A 16,472-nucleotide genomic window follows, 5' to 3' on the forward strand; every position below is an offset into this window, starting at 1 on the left:
AGAACAGACATCATGGGGAGATGCCCTAGATCAGGCGAAGTCCTGTGGAAAATGCAGCCTGGGGACAAAGGTCCCACGTTTTCACATTATTCGCAGCGGATGCCTACAGCAAATCTGGAAGTGGAACATGAGCCGCCCAACAGCAACGGAGGAACAGAACATGCCGGACCGCGAGATTTACACCAAGTTTTCAGGCCGAATCGGAAGACACGCTCGTCAGGGCGAAACACGGGCCCTGTGTCCCGGAGACAAAGCCGTCATGAGATCCATTTTCCTGGCATGGGTCCTCGCCGCCATTTTTGCGGCATTGCCCGTTTTTGCCGGGGTAACCGGCGTCGCGCCGGGGATTAAGGAAAGTCAGCCCGCATTCAAGGGCCCACAGCCCAAGGTCAATGTGCTGAAAAAACCCGGGTTCATTCCGAAGACCGGAGAGCAGTCCGGGTCATCCACGGAAACGCAGCCCGAAACGACGCAGGAGACACCAGCCCAGACCGTGTCCGACATCCAGATCCAGGCCGTCGAATTCCGAACCTTCCCCAATCTCCCGGCCTGCCGGCTGAAGCTTGTTGTCAGCCTGACCAACACGGGGGACACGCCCACCAGTTCGAATCTCGTTCTGCGACCCGTCTATCGCTTGGCCGCAGGTGTGCTCGAAACGGCCGCATCCGACATCGCCGTGCCATCCCTTGCCGCAGGCGAGACGCGAGAATGCATGGGCAGTGTCCCGTTGCGTGACAACCTGGAGCGCGAGGTTCTGGTCGAATTGCGGGACGGAGGCACGGTCCTGACAAGCGGGGTTTCCCAGATGCCTCCCGTCGCCAAGCCTTCCGGCGACAATGTGGCGCTGGGCGAGGCGACCTTCGCGCCGCCGCTGGTCTATGTAGTCGTCCACAATACAGGCAACGCCGACGTCACGGGCGTGTCGCTGCACATGCAAGGCCTTCCCGACACGGATGGTTCACAGCCGGTCAACATCATGTCTACAGGCATTCCGTGCCTGCCCGCAGGGGGGAGCGGCGTTGCCGAGTTCACCGTGCCCGCCACGCCTTTTGCCGCGTACAAGGTCCGCTTGTCGGCCACGGAGGCGATTCAGCAAATCGCCGAAAAGATCTATCCGCGACCGTGACCGCTCTGATCCAAAAGGATGGGCCGAGAAGCGCAGCCAGGGGGATGTGGGGCAGATCTTGAATTATTTCTACCTCTCGAGTCGATCCTGGAAGACTGCTGAAGCGCCACATCGGATACAGGCCTGCACTGGCAGAACATTGAGTCGAAGTTCGTGTCCCAAAAAACTGAGACACCAAAAAACAGTATTAGCCCCCGCCAGTTTGAATGCAATGGCTTGAGATTCAACAGTCTCAAGCCATTTTTTTTAACCCGACGGAAGGAACGCGCAATCTTCAGCGTTCTCGCATCTCCAGCGTCTTAAAGTAGTAATCTCCCAGCGCATCGTGCAGCGCGTTGGCGGCCAGTCGGGTGCAATGGCGGTCTTCTTCGGGCATGCAGTTTGGTCCGCCCGAGGCATGCAGTATGGTGTCGCCCATGATGGCAGCCACCTCTTCGCAGGTCTTGTTCACTGTCAGTTCCGCGTGAGGCAAGGTTCAGATCTTGAATCTTGAATTTTCTGGAGTGACTCCTCTCTATGGTCCGCCCACTCCGCATAGAATTTTCTGGAGCCATCAACCATGTGACATCCCGGGGCAATGCATAATCTTCCTTTTTTCTGGACGATATCGACAGGAGCACCTTTCTTTCCGTGCTCGGGATAACGTTGCACCGGTTCAACGTTATTTATCATGGCTATTGCCTGACGACAAATCACTTTTATTTGCCGCAACTTCGGCCGCAAATCTTTCCAAAACCCTGCGGCAATTACACGGCGTTTACACGCAGGCATTCATTCCTCAGTGAGTAAAATTCTTCGGAAAATGGAATATTTCAAGATTCAAGAGCCGCCCCTAGATTCCCCGATTCCCCGTTATCCTGGATTCCCCGTGAACCTTTTGTAAATCGCCACTTCCTCGGCTTTACATTAGCGGCGACACCCACTACCAGCTCTCCAGCCGCATCGTCTCGGCCTGGGAGCTGGCCCAATGCGACCTGTCCGTGGCCCTGCTCTGCATCGGCTTCACCGGCGAGGTCCTTCGCACGCCCCCTGGTCGACCGCGACCACTGGCAACGCCTCATGGGCGCATACATGTACGGGATCGTGACGCACAGTTTTCCCGGCAAGGTCGTTCGTAGTAGCACAAGAAGCCACTGTGTGCATGCTGATTGAGGCATTGTCGGTTTCGGTTATGGAAGTTTCACAGTAACTCGCTGTCATTGTTGGTTTCAGGGATATTCATATCTAACAAAATCAGGGTTTTTGACACATGCAAAATAACTCGTCTGCTGACCACGCAAAGGAAAACCTGCCTTTACAGTTTAAGGTATTGAAGTTGGCGTTGCTTATTGATGTGTCTTCCTGTCTACCTGTTATAGCGATCGCCATACTTTCAAATTCGATGATACTTCTTACTGATATTTATGATTATTCATACAACATTATTTCGGGAATTATCTCTGTTACTATTGTTAACAAGCTCATTAAGGGAAAGATAACATCTTACGATTATGGTGCCGGAAAACTTGAAAGCATGTGTTCTCTATTAATTTCTGTTTTGGTAGTCCTCGGATTGATCATTACAGCTGGATTATCAATACATCGCATCGTTTATCCTCAGGACTTAAATGTAGATTTTGCTTTAGTAGGCTTTGTAATTAATTGTATTTCTTTAGTAATCAATGTTGTTTTATGGAAAAGAATTTATAAAATTGCTTTAGTGTCAAATTCGCCAATAATGAAATCTCAATGGAGGCTTCATCGAGCAAATGCCATTGCAAATATATTCGTATTTGTTTCATTGCTTGCGGCTGTTTTTTTGCGAGATTTTTCATGGGGTTTTATTATTGACCCTGCGTGTGCGATATTGTTAATTTTTGCTGCCGGCTATGCATTTTTAGATCTGATAAAAGAAAGCATGCATGACCTCTTGGACAAAACCCTTGACGAAGATCTGCAGATGAAAGTTCTCAGAAGATTAAGTGAGTACTTCGACTGGTATGATTCTTTTCACGGTGTAAAATCCAGAAAGTCAGGCAAGAAGATAATAATTGACATTACGCTTGGCTTCACACCTGACAAGACAGCGGGAGATATCTTTGACCTTTCTGGAAGGATTAAAGAAAAACTGGAAAACGACATTCCCGACAGCGAAGTGCAAATTATCCCACGAATATACAAGGAATTTAGCGAGACAAATATAGCAAAAAATTCTTTAAAAAAAATACATATTCAACCGATTACAGAACAAAACATTACAGAATCAATGGAGTTGGTAAAAAAATTCTTGCCTACAGACAATTATGAACTAATATTTAAGGTGCTGAAAGAAAGCTGTATGTTAGGCACCAACAAAAATGAACTCTTGGAAGAGAATATAGCGCATCCTCGCTATTGGGTAGCTTTAAACGGCGACAAGGTAATAGGGTTCTCAGGATATTATTTCGATCCAAATGAGACCGATGCTGTGTGGGCAGGTTGGGCTGCAGTAGAACGGAGTCTTGGCATGCTTTCGGCAAAAGCCGCTAATGGCCTAATTGCAAAAGTAGTTTACGAAGCTAGAAAAACAGGAAGAAAATATATAAGATTATTTACTTGTGATTTACCTGAAGAGATCATGGCAAATAAAATATACGATAAGCTTGGTTTTGCAGTTTATAAAAGAGGGATTGACTGGGATGGCGTTGAGATACTTTATAAACAAGCCCACACAGAATCTGTCTATGATAAATTTGAAAAGAATCGGTAAAAGGCGAAGAATCCGATGGGACGGACCGCAAGAGATGAGGGCAGGTCTTGAATCTTGAATTGTTTCGACCTATCCAGTCTGTCCTGGAAAATTGTTGAAGCGCCATATCAGGAACAGGCCTGCACAGGCTGAACAGTGAGTTGAAGTACGTGTCTATAGAATTTGAGACACAAATAAGTACAACCTCAGGTCCCACCATTTGGAGCAATGGCTTGAGATTCAACAGTCTCAAGCCATTTTTTTTAACCCGCCGGAAGGAACGTGGAGTCTTCAGCGTTCTCGCATCCCCAGCGTCTTAAAGTAGTAATCTCCCAGCGCCTCGTGCAGCGCGTTGGCAGCCAGACGGGTGCAATGTCGGTCTTCTTCGGGCATGCAGTTTGGTCCGCCCAAGGCTTCCAGTACGGTCTCGCCCGTGATGGCGGTCAGCTCTTCGCAGGTTTTGTTCACTGCCAGTTCCGCAGCCATGGACCCGCTGATCTGGCTGGAACCGCATCCGTCGGTGCCGAATCCCGCGTCAAGGACCAGGTCGTTTTCGATGTGCAGAAAGATGCGAATGGTATCGCCACACGTGCCGGTAGCTGCGCCCATGTACTCGGCCTTGGCCGGCCGGCCGCGATACGGCTTGTTGCGCCAGCGTTCAAACCCGGCCTGACCGTAGGTCTGACGCGCTTCATCAAAAATCTTGTCCTGAAGTTCATTCACGATGTCGTCAAAACTGGGCATTGTCTCGTCCGTTTGTTGAGTGCTTCCATGTGTCCCCGCTGGGAACAGACCAAAATGGGCTCCTAGCACCCCCTCCGGAAATCGGCAACACCAGTCGCCAAAGACTGGAACACATACCAAAATGGTCAGAAAAGCCTTGTGCCGGACTCGCCCGCACCCCAATCCCGCAGCCGATTACCCATCAGGAACCGGCGTGACACTACGCAGGTTCACAAACGCCTGCACGCAGCCCTTCAAACGGGTGGCATGACAGAGTAGATGGGCATGTTCTGCAAGGCGGGTTCAAGGCCATTGGGAAGAAAAGGGGGCGGGTCTGCTTTTGATTCTTTGAGCTTATGAATCCGGTCAGAGCTGCCAAAGCGAGGCTGACCAGTTCTTGATCCCCTTTTCTTGCTTTGCGCCTTCTGATTGCGTCTTTCCCCACGCCCTGCACAAGTTTGATCAACTCTTCGGTAACTTCGTTTTTTCACAAATGTGCAACACCGCCCTCTACAGCGACGTTGTCCTGCCCGATGCCACCTGGCTTGAGCAGGCGCAGGTCAAGCCGGATTGGCTTTACGAGGCATTCTTGAGCTACTTCGCAGAGGTCGTGCCTCCCATGTACGACTCGCGGCCCATGTACCGGATCATCGAGGGGCTGGCCAAGCGCATGGGCGTGACCGACGCGGTGCCGTGGAAGAACATGGAAGAGGCTTTTGCCAACCAGATGCGCGATCTGCCCTGGAGCTTTGAAGAGCTGCGCGAAAAAGGTTTCATCCTGACCGATGCTGCCGAGTATTACAAATACAGGAAGTGGGAGAGCATCAATCCTCCCGCAGGGTACGGCAGCTCTGGGTCCAGCAGGACCGGCAAGTACAACTTCCTCAATCCCGTCAGTGCGGAGAAAGGCGTTGACCCCCTGCCCGATTTCAAGCCTATCGACCAGGACCTGTTGCCGGACGCCGAGTATCCTTTCCTGTTTGGAAACATCCGCATCCTGCAGCACGAGCACTGTTCGACGTTCAACAACTTCCAACTGATGAAGCGCAGGAAGACCAACACGCTGTTGATCAACACGGCAGATGCCGCAAGGCACGACATCTCAAGCGGCGACCTTGTCCAGCTGTCCTCGCCATGGGGCGTCACGCGCATCAAGGCCGAGGTCACCGACGATATCCGGCCCGGCGTATTGGCCGCGGCCGGTGGCTACGGTCATGTGCGCGGTCTGGAAGGCGATCCCAAGTATCCCGACATGGGCGGAGTCAACGTGCCCGGCGCGCTGATGCCCCCGAACCGCACGGAGTCCACGGGCGGCACCCCGCTGCTCAAGTACATCAAGACAAGGGTGGAACGGGCCGCCTAGATTTCTCCCCTCCCAAAAGGCGAAGGCCCCCGGACAGATGGTCTGTCCGGGGGCCTTCGCCTTTTTTAGGTCCAGAAAAGAGCACGTCTCGTTTTGATTCATGAGCCCTTTTTTTCTGAAGTTGTGAACAACGGCCGGGTGTGAAAATGGGGTAATTCAAGATTCAAGATCTTACCCTATGACCAAATAATTTCAGCATATTGCGCTGTTCTTCAGGGCTGGCTGACTACTTCCTTGTTGGCGTTATAGCTTACTCTTCGCCTTTCCAGCGAAGTTCATAGAGGTCGGTCCTCCGGCTTGTGACGTTGCGCACGCTGCCCAGGGTGCGCAGTTCCTTGAGGAGGTCGAGATCGACGTCGGTGATCAGCGTGGTCTCGATGCCCGGGGTCACCTCCGAGGCGATGGCGTCATGAGGAAAGGGGAAGTCCGACGGGGTGAAGATGGCAGACTGAGAGTACTGAATGCCCATGGTCTCCACCTTGGGGATGTTGCCCACGCTACCTGAGATGGCCACGAAGCATTCGTTCTCGATGGCCCGGGCCTGCGCGCAGAGGCGAACGCGCAGATATCCGTTCTTGGTGTCTGTCCAGAACGGGACCAACAGCATCTTCATCCCCTTCAGGGTCTGCAACCGGGCCAGTTCTGGAAATTCCACGTCATAGCAGATGAGTATGCCGATCTTGCCCACGTCGGTTTCAAAGACCTTAAGGTCGTGTCCGCCCGTGAAGCCCCAGTGTGCATCCTCATCCGGGGTGATATGAAGTTTGGCCTGGCTGTCCCAAGTGCCGTCGCGCCTGCACAGAAAGCTGACATTGTGCAGGGTGCCATCCTCTTGGAGCTGAGGCACGCTTCCGGCGACGATGTTGATGTTGTAACTCAGAGCCATCTCAGTCATGGCCTGACGCATGGGCTCGGTGTATTCCGAGAGTCGGCGCATGGCATCGGTGGGGCGCAGGTCATCGAACATGCGGATAAGCGGTGCATTGAGCAGTTCCGGAAAGAGGATGATGTCCGCCTTGTAGTCGCTGACCGTGTTCACGAAGAACTCCACCTGCTGCATAAAGTCGTCAAAGGATTCGAAGCGACGCATCTCCCACTGGACCACTCCGAGACGGGCGATGGATTTGGTGCGCCCCACCAGTCGCGTCTTTTTCCGATAATAGATGTTGATCCATTCCAGGAGCACTGCATTGCCTCGGGATTCGTGGTCGCCCGGCCAGTAGTCATCGAGGAGATTGCGGACATGGAAATCGTTGGAAATCTGAAAGGTGAGCACCGGGTCGTACAATTCACGGTTTTTGACTTTGAGGATGTACTCCTGGGGCGTCATCTCCTTTGATACTTTGTGATAGCCGGGAATGCGCCCGCCCAGCAGGATGCCCTTGAGATTGAGATTCTCGGCGATCTCCTTGCGTGCGTCGTAAAGGCGCCGTCCCAGCCGCATGCCCCGGTATTCCGGATCCACGAAGACCTCGATGCCATAGAGGTAGTCTCCCTCCGGGTCGTGGGATTTGAAGGTGCCTTTGCCGACAATCTGGTCATAGGTGTGCTGGTCGCCGAACAGGCTGAAATCGATGATGACGGACAGGGCGATGGCCACGATCACTCCATTGTCCTCGATGCAAACCTGTCCTTCGGGAAAGAGGGTGGTCAGCAGGGCAATCTGCTTTTGCGTCCACGGGGTGTCGAGGCTTTTGTAGACCCGTTTGTGGAGATCTCGCAAAGCATCAAAGTCGTCTATTGAAAGATGTCGTGTCTGTAATTTATGTTCGATTTCTTGCATCATCCATGTCATCCTTTCACTTTGGTTGTGCGTGAAAAAAACTGAATCGTATGTGTGTTATATGGTGAATAAATTCATCTTCAGGAAGTTTGTATAATAAACTGGGGGAATTGCAAGGGCGACATGTCACGCAATTGCGGAATTGGGGGCGAGGTTTTGATTAAATTTCCATAAAAAAAGACTGCTAGCTACTCATAGCCAACCTCGGGCGCCGAGTTGGTATCCGAAAATATTGAAGTCGCCCCAAAAATAGTGAGTAAAATTCTTCGGAAAATAGGATGATTTAAGATTCAGGATCTGCCCCTGGATTCTCTATTTATTCCGTCTATTTTAGCTGTTATCATGGCATGGAGCAACTCTACCGTCTTACAGCAGATTTCTGACGACCAGGAGGACGACATGGCAATGGAATTCATTCTTAGTGGCACCGCAACCTTCATGGAGCATCTCGGACTCAGCGAGGAGCCCTTCGGCGTCTACTATTCGGACACGAAGCCGGACAACGCATACGGCCCGAAGCCGGGCACTCCCATCTCGCGTGAATTGGAGGATCGAAGAGAGCTCAATATGCTGGCGGTCATGAAGACCTTTTCCTGTGTCATGGGCAATATCTGGCTGGCCCGAAAAAAGAAGGGGGCGGCGTTCATTTCCGCCGAGGAATACGGATGTCCGGGCGGCGTGTACTATTGTTCGATGATGAAGCCGCATCTGCGCTTCATCGAACATTACGTGTCAACGGGCTTTGCGGGCACGCCCATGCACGGCGAGCGGTACATGCCGGGGCCCGACGCCATGCGGGCCTTCATGGAGAAGGTGAATCCGCGCAAGGCTCCTGCCAAATACTGCATTTTCAAGCCCCTGTCGCAGTTTACGGACGGCGACGAGCCCGAGTTCGTCATCTTTTTCGCCCGGCCCGAAGTGCTGACAGGGCTTTTCGTCCAGGCGGTGTTTACCACGGGCGACATGGACTGCGTGGCATCGCCCTTTGGCGCAGGCTGCACCAACATAATCGGCTGGCCGCTGTACTACCAGACGCAGGGTGTGGAAAAGGCCGTGCTCGGCGGGATGGATCCGTCTGCGAGAAAATTCATGAAAACCGACGAACTGACGTTCACGGTCCCCTTGAGTCTGTACGAAAAAATGCTGGTCGCCCTGCCGGAGTCCATGTTTGCGCACGAAACGGACTGGACGGGAGTGCGCAAGAAGGTTGAGCGCAGCGCCAGAGCTTGGGGAGAAGTGGAGTAGCGGGACAGGGGGATCCTTCCGATTCCAGGGCAACCCTTACGCAGTAACAACAGCCTGCAAATTTGGATTTTTTCGACAGTCAGCTGATGTCCTGCCGCGTGAAAATTGCGTGGACGCGGCAAAAGCCCCGTGAATCAACAGACAAAAGCCCCCGGACAGCCAATCTGTCCGGGGGCTTTCGTTTTCTTTAACAGGCCGCCCCAAAAGGGCGATCTGCTGCGTCTGCGAATTTTCAATTTTTCAATCAGTTAAAGGGCGGAGAAACTATAGTTCGTTGGTGTAGGGCCAGGCCATAAGGCCGCCTTCCATGACCCGTACGTCGGTGTAGCCAGCGCTTTCGAGAATGCGTTGGGCTTCGTAGCCGCGCATGGAGACCTTGCAGAAGGAGAGGATGGTCGCGTTTTTGTCCTTGGGCAACTCGTTCACGCGTCCGCGCAACTGGCCGAGTGGGATGAGCGTTTCGCCCCGGCCGAGCTGATTTTCCTTGAATTCATCGTGGCCGCGCACGTCCAGGATGTAGAGCGGACCGCCTGCATCGAACAGGGCCTTGGCCTCGACGCTGGAGATGCCGGTCATCAGTCCGCGCATCTTGTTCTGCAGGATGTGCGCGGTGGCGATGGCATGGTCGATGGCCTGGGAATAGGGCGGCGCGTAGGGCAGGTCGGCCATGGCCATCTCGTCCACGGTCCAGCCTGCGGCCACGGCCACGGCCATTTCCGAGGCCTGACGGTTCACGTCGCCGGGACCCACGCAGGCGAATCCGAGGATGCGGCCCGTGGCGCGATCCGCGACCATCTTGGAGACCAGGGGTTTGGCGCCCATGAAGCCGGGCTTGTCGGGGCTGGCGTTGATGGCCGTGACCACGTCGAAGCCCGCCTCCCTGGCGCGGCGTTCCGAGAGGCCTGTGGACGCGGCGGTGAAGTCGAAGACCTTGCAGATGCCGCTGCCGATGGTCCCGGGGAAGCGCACCGAATCGCCGAGCACCGCGTTCTCTCCGGCCACGCGGCCTTCCAGATTGGCCAGGTCGCCGTAGGGCGCAAGCATCTTCTTGCCGGTGAGACGGTTGGTGATCTCGACGCAGTCACCGGCGGCGTAGATGTTTGGGTCCGAGGTGGCCATGAAGTCGTTGACTGCGATGCCGCCGAATGCACCGATTTCAAGGCCCGCGGCCTTGGCCAGGGCCGTGTTGGGAGCCACGCCGATGGCCATGACCACCAGGTCGCAGGGCAGCACCCGTCCATCTGCCAGCCGAGCGGAGCCGATCTGTCCGTTTTCGCCTTCAAGGGCCGACAGGCCGACGCCGGTGATGATCTTTGCACCCTTGGCGCGGGCATGATTCTCCACCAGCAGCGCCAATTCCGTATCCAGAAAGCCGAGAATTTGCGGCAGGGCCTCGACCACGGTGACATCGACACCCGCATGGCACAGGGCCTCGCAGGCCTCCATGCCGATGAGTCCGCCGCCGATGACCACGGCCTTCTTGCCGCTGGAATGCTCGGCCCAGCTGCGCATGGCGTCGGCGTCGGCCATGGAGTGCAGGGTAGTCACGCCCTTGAGGTCGCGTCCGGGGATGGGAGGCATCTTGGGCACGGAGCCGGTGCACAGGATGAGCTTGTCATAGGCCAGGAGGCCATTGTTTCCGGCGGCATTGATCCAGCTCACGACCTTGCTCTCACGATCGATGCTCACGGCCTCGGTCTCGACCATGGCGGTGATGCCCTTGGCGCCGGCAAAGAAGGCCGGGTCGCGAACTACGCCGGAGGGGGTGCACAGCAGCTTTTCGCGCTCCTTGAACATTCCCGACACGTAGTAGGGATATCCGCAGGATGCCATGGACAGCTCCGGGGCCTTCTGCAGGAGGATGACCTCCGCGTTCTGATCAAGACGGCTGGCCCGGGCCGCTGCCTTTGGTCCGGCGGCGGTTCCTCCGATCACGACAATGCGTTTGGCAATCATATTCGTCTCCTTTTGGTCAAATTGGTTGAATTTTGAAACAAGAGCCCCCGCCACGCCCCCAATCGCCCGGTGCGCGTCATGTTGACAGGAATGAATCCGCCGAAAAAACTTAAAGTGATATGTTAGGTTTTTGCCTGAATCACCTTTTCAGGGATGCGGGCCGGGCTCTTGAACGGATCAGGCTCGCCGCTCCAAGAAGCATGACAAATCCGAGATGGCTCCAGTCCACCCACATGACCAGCGTGGGAGAGAAATAGCTCTCCGGCTGGTTCTTCATGACCCGGATGATGCCGGTCACGACGATGCCTGCCCAGCAGAGGCCAACGATGACATCCATTGCCGTCCAGGACTTGCGGGTCAGGATGCGGGGCAGCCGCCAGCCAAGAATGGCCAGCAGCACGATGGCCAGGATATAATGCAGCACGTGGTTGAAATAGTAGTCCGCCGTCCATGCGAAGCCCGGTACGTCCGCCAGATAATAGCGGGCGAAGATGGGCATCTGGGCGAAGCCCGTGAACAGCAGCGCGACCACGGTCAGGCGAAAGAGCAGGGTGAGCTTATTCATTGTCGTCCTCCGAGGTGGCTCCGCGCACCAGATGCAGCACGCCGGCCATGACTCCGACGAGGGGCGCCGCATAGACGGCGCGCGCCAGCAGCTCCTCTTTTTCGAACGGGTTGCCGACCGAAGCCAGATGCGGCTTGCCCGGACCCTTTTCAATGGCCTGATCCAAAACGTCGAAGGGCACGGGGGAGACGTAAAAGGTGTTGGTCCCGCCGTTTTCCGTGTCGCCGTAGATGAAGCCGCCGGTGTGCCGGGCCAGTTCACGGGCCTGAGCCAGAATTTCGTCGCGCGGGCCGATGGTCTGGACCCCTTCGGGGCAGGCTTCGATGCAGGCCGGGGTTTCACCCAGGGCCACCCGGTCCCGGCAGCGGTCGCACTTGTACATGACGCCGTTGCCCGCGAAGCTCGGCGCGAGCTTGAGGTAAAGGCCAACGCCGGTCTGGCGCTCGGGGATGTGCCAGGGGCAGACATCCTTGCACTTGGAGCCGCCCAGACAAATTTCGTCGTTGATGCTGACTATGCCCCGGCTGTCCTTGGAAGCGGAACCCCACGGGCAGAGGTTGGCGCAGGGCGGATTCTGGCAGTGCAGGCAGCGTCTTGGGATGTTGAGCTCAAAGGGCCTACCGTTGTATTCACCCGTGGCCGTCTGGATGTAGAGCCAGTTGTAGGGAGTCAGGCGGTCGTCCACATCCTGCCGATCCGACCAGTCCGCGGCCTTGACCTTGGATGGATACATCTTGGGGAAGGGTTTTTTCGGCTGCGGGAACTTGTGGCCGTTGGTCTCGCGGCAGGCCTCCACGCACGCGCCGCAGGCGATGCATTTGGACAGGTCCAGCAGCGTGGCCAGTACGACCTCTTCGGCCCGGGCGCCTTGGGCGCGCGCCTTCGCCGGGCCCAGGGCGGCCCCTGCTGCAACGGCGAGGCCGGAGGCGAGGAAGGATCTGCGGTTGACTTTCATGCGTTTCTCCAAAGTATTCGTAGTCTGATGTTCAAAGGCATGGATCGCCGCCTGCGCGGAGATGACAGTGTACAAGGGCGTCGACCGCGCTCACTGCGGTGCCGCGTCTTGTGTCTGTAAAAACGGTATCCGCCATTGCGGCAATCCGGAAATATCCAGAATCCAGCCGTCCCTCCCCGACGTCATCCCCGCGCAGGCGGGGATCCTGCCTGCCGAAATCTTCACAATTCGAAGGCGAGTCAGGGACGTCATCCCCGCGCAGGCGGGGATCCTGCCTTTTCCCGTACGCTGTCGACTCATCCTGTCGCTTTCTCCACGGGGAGGCGCACAGTCAGTACCGGCACCGGACTGAGCCTTACGACCTTGTTTGCCACGGATCCAAGCAGCATGTCCATGAATGTTCCGCGACCATGAGCTCCCATGACCACCAGATCATAGTTTCCGGTTTGTATTTCGGCCAGGATGCGTTCGGCCGGGTCTCCGGTCTGGATTTTGAGTTCGGCCCCGGACACCGGGCAGCGGGGATTGTCCGTGACGCATTCGGAGGCCATCTCGCGCACCCTTTCGCGCGCTTTTTCCTTGGCCCTGGTTGTGGCCGTGGCATTGATCGTTTCCCACTCGGCGCGGCTGAAATGGCTTTCAATGTCAAAACCCGCGTCCCCGCTCATGAGCTCGACCAGATCCGGAACGACATGCAGGATTGTCATGGCCGCTCCATGGCAGTTGGCGAGGGAAACGGCGTGCCGCAGGGCCATGCGCGCGCTTTCGGAGAGGTCCGTTGCATAGAGAATGCGTTTGTATTCGGGCAGCATGGTGTCAGCTCCTGCTTGCTGTTTGGGGAGTAAAAATGCCTTTTGGCTGTGCCGGTCCGAAGAGGCGATCGGTCAGCTTCACGTACCAGGCCGCGCTCTGGACCTGGATGATGTAGGCCATGGCCACGACCAGGGCCGCGTCGGAACCCTGGGATCCGAAGGCGTTGATGGCTACTGCCAGCGCGATGGAAAGGTTGCGCATGACGGTGCCGTAAACCATGGCGATGGCGTCGCCTCGTGGCAGGATGATTCGTCCCAGGACGGTGCTCAGGACGAAATTCACTCCATAGATGATCGCCAGGGGCGCGAGGATCTGCAGCAGCATGGCCGGTGCGCCCATGATGGTCCTGGCCTTGAGCGCCAGGGCGATGAACACGATGCCGAGCACGCCGAGGGTGGACAGGGCGGGAAAGCGCGGTCCCAGACGTTCGGCGAATGTTTTCTGGCCATAAACGCGGATCAGCAGTCGCTGCGTGGCGTAGCCAAGAGCCATGGGCAGGAAGACGATGAGTGCGATCTGGGAAAAGACGGCGCTGACATCCATCTCGATGCTCGCCCCGAGCAGGGAGCGCACGTAGAACGGCGTGGCCAGGGAACCCAGCGTGAGCCCGATGACCGTCATCTTCACGGCGGCGGCGACATTGCCTCCCGCGAAGCCGGTCCAGGAGATGGTCATGCCGCTGGTCGGCACCAGACCGGCGAGCACGATGCCGAGCATCATGTACGGTTGGTCGCGGAAGAAGATCCAGGCCACTCCAAAGGCCATGAAGGGAACGATGGCGAAATTGACGATCTGGGTGACGATCTGTGCCTTCAGATCACCGCCGGAAAAGACCTGATTGATCTTCAGCGTGACCATCATCGGGTAGACCATCAGAAAGGTGAAGGGCACGATGAGATTCTTGAGCCATGCCGCGTCACCCAGGAGCCCACTCACGAATCCCAGGATCATGACCGTGGGGATGGCCAGGACCAGATTTTTAGATATCGTCTGCAGTATCTTCCACATCACCTTTCTTCCTTGTTCATTTTTGTGTTGCTATTCTTCACACGTGGCGCTGGTTTCAATTTCCCGGCAGTCCGGATTGCTCATGCACGGAGCTTCCTTTTCCTTCATGACCTTTACCCTGTTCGCTCCGCGCTCCACGATGAACTTGCGTCCGCATTTGCGGCATGCGTGGAATTGCGGGGCATAGTCGTCTCCCTGATTTACGGTCATGCTTTCCTGACAATACGGGCAATTGACTGTTACTGTAGACATGGCTTGCTCCTTGCGATTTGGGTTGAGAAGTCTGCCTGGTTCAGATTTTTCTGACCTGAAACAGATAATCGTCTCCTTCCTTCAATTCATGAGGTGGGACCAGCTGAAAACTGCACTCCGGGTGCACTCTGCGCAGATCGGGCAGAAAGGCCCTGTCATTGGCCAGGATCAGCATGGACTCACCGGCTTCAAGCCTTTTGATCAGTGCGCACGCTGTCAGCATCCCGAAAAAATCCATTGTGTTCCGCATGTCTAACTTGGTCATGGCAGTCATCCTCATGCGCCGGGCCTCGCCGACATTTCTCCCATAGCCAGCGGCGTGCCAGAATTTCCTTTTGGTGATCCCGAGATTTTAATTATGCTTATCATGGCGAAATAATTATTTTAAATGTGCGTGTAGGCGATTCAAAATGCTTGATTGGCGCTTCGCTGTTGCGTTTTGCATGTTCATTAACTAAACACCTTAACAGGTTGTTTGTTCACAAATAAAACAGGTGGCATGGAGCGAAGGGGATGGACGAGGATCTGAATCAATACTGGAAGACCGTGGTCAACACCATTCAGGACGGGATCATGATCGTCACGCCGGACGGCAAGATCGTGTCCGTCAACGAGGGGCTGGTGAGCATGACGGGGTATGCCCGCGATGAGCTTATCGGGGCTTCGTGCACGATCCTCGGCTGCTCGTCCTGCGAGCTGGCACGCGGGATTCCGGAGTGTCACTGGTGCGTGATGTTCAAGAAGGGAGAGCTGCGCAAGCAGCAGTGCGCCCTGATGCGCAAGGACGGTTCCCGCGTGCCCGTGGTCAAGAATGCCTCGGTGCTCAAGGACAGGGACGGCGAGATAATCGGGGCGGTGGAGACCATGACGGACATCTCCGACCTTGTGGACAAGGAGCAGCAGCTTGAGACCTTCCGGCGCGAGATCTCACGCGAAGACTCCTTTCACGGCATCGTGGGCCGGGCCGCGAACATGCAGCAGGTCTTCGACTTTATCGACGGCGTGGCGCAGATCGACTCTCCGGTCATCATTTATGGCGAGAGCGGCACCGGCAAGGAGCTGGTGGCCAAGGCCATCCATGAAGCCGGACCACGCCGGGACAAGCCTTTCATCAAGGTCAATTGCGCGGCGCTCAACGAGTCGCTTCTGGAAAGCGAGCTCTTCGGGCATGTCAAGGGCGCCTACACCGGGGCGCACAAGGACCGCATGGGGCGCTTCGAGAGCGCGGGCGACGGCGACATCTTTCTGGACGAGATCGGCGATCTGCCCGCCAGTACCCAGGTCAAGCTCCTGCGCGTGCTTGAAGAGAAGGTCATCGAGCGCGTGGGCGACCACAAGTCCATCCCGGTTCAGGCCCGGATTCTGACCGCCACCAACCGCGACCTGCCGGATCTCATTGCCAGGAACCTGTTTCGCCAGGACCTGTACTATCGCATCAACGTCATCCCCATCCGCATCCCACCGCTGCGCGAGCGCCGCGAGGACATCCCGCTGCTGGCCTCCTCGTTTTTCCTGCGCATGCAGCTCAAGTCCGGCAAGAAGGTGCAGGGCATCTCGCGCGAGGCCATGGATCTGCTCCTGCGCCACCCGTGGCCGGGCAACGTGCGCGAGCTCAGGAGCGCCTTCGAATACGCTTTCGTGGCCTGCAAGACGGACATGATCGAACCCCGTGACCTGCCGACGGAGCTCATGAGCGAGGCAGTCGTGTGCGCCCCTGCCGATGTCGGGGCCAGAAGCCTGGATGAAATCAAGAGGGAGCGCCTGGTGCAGGCCCTGCGCGAGGCAAACGGAAACCAGTCCGAAGCGGCGCGGATTCTGGGAATCTCCCGCACCAGCGTCTGGAGCCAGATGAAACGCTACAAGGTGGGGCTTTAAGGAGGTTTGAAAACGGCCGGACGAAGGCTCCCTTTGCCGGGTCTGACGGAAGCGCCCGGATATGCGGAGCCCATGGCGTCACGTCATGGCCAGTCGCCGGG

15 protein-coding genes are annotated in these 16,472 nt (G+C 56.2%); 5 read left to right on the forward strand and 10 right to left on the reverse strand.

Going from position 1 to position 16,472, the window contains the following annotated elements; genetic code table 11:
* Positions 1–259 precede the first annotated feature (259 nt).
* On the forward strand, positions 260–1,126 hold the full coding sequence (locus tag BMZ24_RS09145) for a hypothetical protein (protein ID WP_143077866.1): 867 nt from the start codon (positions 260–262) through the stop codon (positions 1,124–1,126).
* Positions 1,127–1,400: 274 nt separating this feature from the next.
* On the opposite strand, the gene BMZ24_RS19425 is transcribed toward BMZ24_RS09145, so the two are convergent.
* Positions 1,401–1,598, reverse strand: coding sequence for an iron-sulfur cluster assembly scaffold protein (locus BMZ24_RS19425; RefSeq protein WP_143077867.1), 198 nt, complete (start codon positions 1,596–1,598; stop codon positions 1,401–1,403).
* Between the two features lie 777 nt (positions 1,599–2,375).
* On the opposite strand from BMZ24_RS19425, the gene BMZ24_RS09150 reads away from it, so the two are divergent.
* Positions 2,376–3,854 carry a cation efflux transmembrane domain-containing protein gene (locus tag BMZ24_RS09150; protein ID WP_092191505.1) on the forward strand — a complete coding sequence of 493 codons (1,479 nt, stop codon included), beginning with the start codon at positions 2,376–2,378 and terminating at the stop codon, positions 3,852–3,854.
* A gap of 270 nt (positions 3,855–4,124) precedes the next feature.
* On the opposite strand, the gene BMZ24_RS09155 is transcribed toward BMZ24_RS09150, so the two are convergent.
* Complete coding sequence (locus tag BMZ24_RS09155; protein WP_092191507.1) at positions 4,125–4,577, reverse strand: iron-sulfur cluster assembly scaffold protein; 453 nt, start codon at positions 4,575–4,577, stop codon at positions 4,125–4,127.
* A 376-nt stretch (positions 4,578–4,953) separates the two neighbouring features.
* Between BMZ24_RS09155 and BMZ24_RS09160 the strand changes: the two genes are divergently transcribed.
* Positions 4,954–5,919, forward strand: a complete 966-nt coding sequence (locus tag BMZ24_RS09160; protein WP_341864727.1) for a molybdopterin dinucleotide binding domain-containing protein — start codon at positions 4,954–4,956, stop codon at positions 5,917–5,919.
* A 250-nt stretch (positions 5,920–6,169) separates the two neighbouring features.
* Here BMZ24_RS09160 and BMZ24_RS09165 read toward each other — a convergent pair whose 3' ends face one another.
* On the reverse strand, positions 6,170–7,705 hold the full coding sequence (locus BMZ24_RS09165; protein WP_092191511.1) for a bifunctional GNAT family N-acetyltransferase/carbon-nitrogen hydrolase family protein: 1,536 nt from the start codon (positions 7,703–7,705) through the stop codon (positions 6,170–6,172).
* A gap of 396 nt (positions 7,706–8,101) precedes the next feature.
* Here BMZ24_RS09165 and BMZ24_RS09170 point away from each other — a divergent pair, with 396 nt between their 5' ends.
* Positions 8,102–8,947 (forward strand): DUF169 domain-containing protein, encoded by an 846-nt coding sequence (locus BMZ24_RS09170; RefSeq protein WP_092191513.1) that lies wholly within the window; start codon positions 8,102–8,104, stop codon positions 8,945–8,947.
* Positions 8,948–9,211: 264 nt separating this feature from the next.
* Here the strand turns inward: BMZ24_RS09170 and BMZ24_RS09175 are convergent, their stop codons facing one another.
* The 7 genes from BMZ24_RS09175 to BMZ24_RS09205 form a co-directional block, all read right to left on the reverse strand.
* Positions 9,212–10,903: an FAD-dependent oxidoreductase gene (locus tag BMZ24_RS09175; RefSeq protein ID WP_092191515.1), complete on the reverse strand. Its 1,692-nt coding sequence runs from the start codon at positions 10,901–10,903 to the stop codon at positions 9,212–9,214.
* A gap of 139 nt (positions 10,904–11,042) precedes the next feature.
* Positions 11,043–11,468, reverse strand: a complete 426-nt coding sequence (locus BMZ24_RS09180; RefSeq protein ID WP_092191517.1) for a hypothetical protein — start codon at positions 11,466–11,468, stop codon at positions 11,043–11,045.
* Positions 11,461–12,423 carry a 4Fe-4S dicluster domain-containing protein gene (locus BMZ24_RS09185; protein ID WP_092191519.1) on the reverse strand — a complete coding sequence of 321 codons (963 nt, stop codon included), beginning with the start codon at positions 12,421–12,423 and terminating at the stop codon, positions 11,461–11,463. Before BMZ24_RS09185 ends, BMZ24_RS09180 begins: the two co-directional genes overlap by 8 nt.
* 296 nt (positions 12,424–12,719) lie before the next feature.
* On the reverse strand, positions 12,720–13,235 hold the full coding sequence (locus tag BMZ24_RS09190; protein WP_092191522.1) for a universal stress protein: 516 nt from the start codon (positions 13,233–13,235) through the stop codon (positions 12,720–12,722).
* Between the two features lie 4 nt (positions 13,236–13,239).
* The gene (locus BMZ24_RS09195) at positions 13,240–14,244 is read right to left on the reverse strand and encodes an arsenic resistance protein (RefSeq protein ID WP_092191524.1); all 1,005 of its coding nucleotides are present in this window, start codon (positions 14,242–14,244) and stop codon (positions 13,240–13,242) included.
* A gap of 30 nt (positions 14,245–14,274) precedes the next feature.
* Complete coding sequence (locus BMZ24_RS09200; RefSeq protein WP_092191526.1) at positions 14,275–14,496, reverse strand: hypothetical protein; 222 nt, start codon at positions 14,494–14,496, stop codon at positions 14,275–14,277.
* A 40-nt stretch (positions 14,497–14,536) separates the two neighbouring features.
* The gene (locus BMZ24_RS09205; protein WP_092191528.1) at positions 14,537–14,761 is read right to left on the reverse strand and encodes a hypothetical protein; all 225 of its coding nucleotides are present in this window, start codon (positions 14,759–14,761) and stop codon (positions 14,537–14,539) included.
* A gap of 248 nt (positions 14,762–15,009) precedes the next feature.
* On the opposite strand from BMZ24_RS09205, the gene BMZ24_RS09210 reads away from it, so the two are divergent.
* Positions 15,010–16,371 (forward strand): sigma-54 interaction domain-containing protein, encoded by a 1,362-nt coding sequence (locus BMZ24_RS09210; RefSeq protein ID WP_092191530.1) that lies wholly within the window; start codon positions 15,010–15,012, stop codon positions 16,369–16,371.
* Positions 16,372–16,472 lie beyond the last annotated feature (101 nt).

This window comes from Desulfomicrobium norvegicum (genome assembly GCF_900114595.1).
Taxonomy (GTDB): Bacteria; Desulfobacterota; Desulfovibrionia; order Desulfovibrionales; family Desulfomicrobiaceae; genus Desulfomicrobium; species Desulfomicrobium macestii.